General features: G+C 39.9%; 1 protein-coding gene. It reads left to right on the top strand.

Annotated elements, in window-relative coordinates; all coding sequences use genetic code 11:
- Positions 1 to 2,343 (top strand): SusC/RagA family TonB-linked outer membrane protein (locus ACSHXM_RS21645; RefSeq protein ID WP_435692480.1); only part of this gene is annotated, 2,343 nt, incomplete at both ends.

Below are 2,343 nucleotides of genomic sequence, written 5' to 3' on the forward strand. Positions count from 1 at the left end.
ATGCTAAAATCATAGAAAAACAACCCGTATCCAATCCATTAGCAGCTATGAATGGCTATATTCCGGGAGTCAATATTGTTCAAAATACGGGACTTCCCGGTAGCGGTTTTAAGATAGAGATACGCGGTAAAAACTTTATAAATGCAGGCACTGAGCCGCTGTATATTGTAGATGGTGTTCCTTATAGTTCCGAGTCGCTGTCATTTCCTCTTGTTAATCCTATACTACCACAAGAAAGTCCGTTGAGTTTGATTAACCCTTTTGATATAGAAAGTATCGAGGTACTGAAGGATGCAGATGCCACAGCTATTTATGGTTCTCGTGGTGCCAATGGTGTGGTCTTAATCACGACCAAAAGAGGCAAAGCAGGGAAAACCCAAATTAAAGTTAATGTCACTACAGGGCTGGCAAGCGTGCCGCGCTTTTTGAATTTGTTAAATACAGAACAATATTTAGAAATGAGACAGGAAGGACTTACCAATGACGGCTTCACACTTGAAACGACACCTTCTTCTATACAAGGTGTCATGCCAGACTTGTTTGAATGGGATCAAAACCGTTATACAGATTGGCAAGAGGTGCTTATAGGAGGTATAGCTAACCGAAACACGGGACAGCTTTCTTTTTCAGGAGGTAATGAACAGATCCAGTTTTTGTTTAGTGGTAGCTATCAAAGTGAGACTACAGTATTTCCTGGAAATTCAAAATATGGGAAAGCTTCTGTATTAAGCAATATCAAACATCAATCACTAGACAAACGTTTTCAGATACATGTCTTAACGAACTATGCTTTTGACGACAACCGCCTCCCGTTAGGTGATCTTACTGGAGAAGCCTATAACTTGGCGCCAAATGCTCCGGCGCTTTACGATGACTATGGTAAGTTGAATTGGGATGGGTGGACCCCAACCTTAGTAGATAACCCATTGGGTATGTTGGAAGGGGAGTATCGGGCAAAGAATAAAAGTCTTCTATTTAGTTCGGTGATTTCTTATCGCCCAATACCAACTCTAGAGTTTAGAACCAATTTAGGCTATACAGATTACAATAGGGAGGAGCATAAAGCATCCCTACATACTGGGTTTAATCCGGCTTATGGATTAACAAGTGCTACTGGATCCTCTATTGTTACTAATCGAGCTTCACGCCAATCCTGGAATGTGGAACCACAGATTAAGTGGGAAAAGGACTGGGGCAAAGCAAACCTTAATTTCCTGGTTGGAACCACATTCCAGCAACGTTTAACAAACCAGGTTAGTATTTCTGGTGAAGGGTTCCAAAATAACAGTCAAATCCTTGATGTTTTCGCAGCCAATAAAATCACAGATGGGTTAGATCAAGAATCTAAATATAACTACCATGCCCTATTTGGGAGACTAAACTTTAAATGGGCAGGGAAATATATTATGAATCTCACAGGGCGGCGAGATGGCTCCAGCCGGTTTGGACCAGACAGGCAATTTGGTGATTTTGGAGCCGTTGGGACGGCCTGGATTTTTTCAGAAGAAAACTTTTTAGAAAATCATTGGTTTTTAAGTTATGGAAAGCTTCGTGCTAGCTATGGAGTTACAGGTAGTGATAATATAGGGGATTATGGCTTTTATAATACCTATGAGACTTCGGATGATGGAAGCTATGACGGATCGATACTCCTACCAAACAAGTTATTTAATCCAAACTTTGGATGGGAAGAAAATAAAAAGTTTGAAGCAGGTCTGGAATTGGGTTTTTTAGACGATCGTGTACTACTCACAGCTGCATGGTATAGTAACCGCTCCTCAAATCAATTGTTGGGGATTTCTTTACCTGGAACCACTGGTTTTAATTCTGTAAATGCCAACTTTGATGCTACGGTAGAAAACACAGGTTTTGAAATAGACTTTCGGTCTGTGAATATTAAAAATTCCCATTTTAAATGGACTACGACTTTTAATATTTCGATACCCAAAAATAAACTGGTAAAATTTGATGGGTTGGAACACTCTACTTTTGCAAACCAATATGTTGTAGGACAGCCTTTGAACATTGAAAAGCTGTATCATATGGTTGGTGTAGACTCGGTAACTGGTGTCTATCAGTTTGAAGATTATAATAAAGATGGCGTTATAGACCCCAGTACGCTCTCAGAAGACCGTCAATGGATCGAGGACACGGCTCCAAAGTTTCATGGTGGATTGAACAATGTTTTTAATTATAAAACCCTGAGTTTGGAAGTTTTTTTCCAGTTTAAGAAACAAAGAGGAACTGGTGTTTTCTACGATTCAAATTATCCGGGTGGTCTTTCTAATCAACACGAGTTCGTATTAAATCGTTGGCAGGAAAATGGAGATGAGGCTTTAGTAC

The organism is Paraglaciecola sp. (genome assembly GCF_051252315.1).
GTDB lineage: Bacteria > Pseudomonadota > Gammaproteobacteria > Enterobacterales > Alteromonadaceae > Paraglaciecola.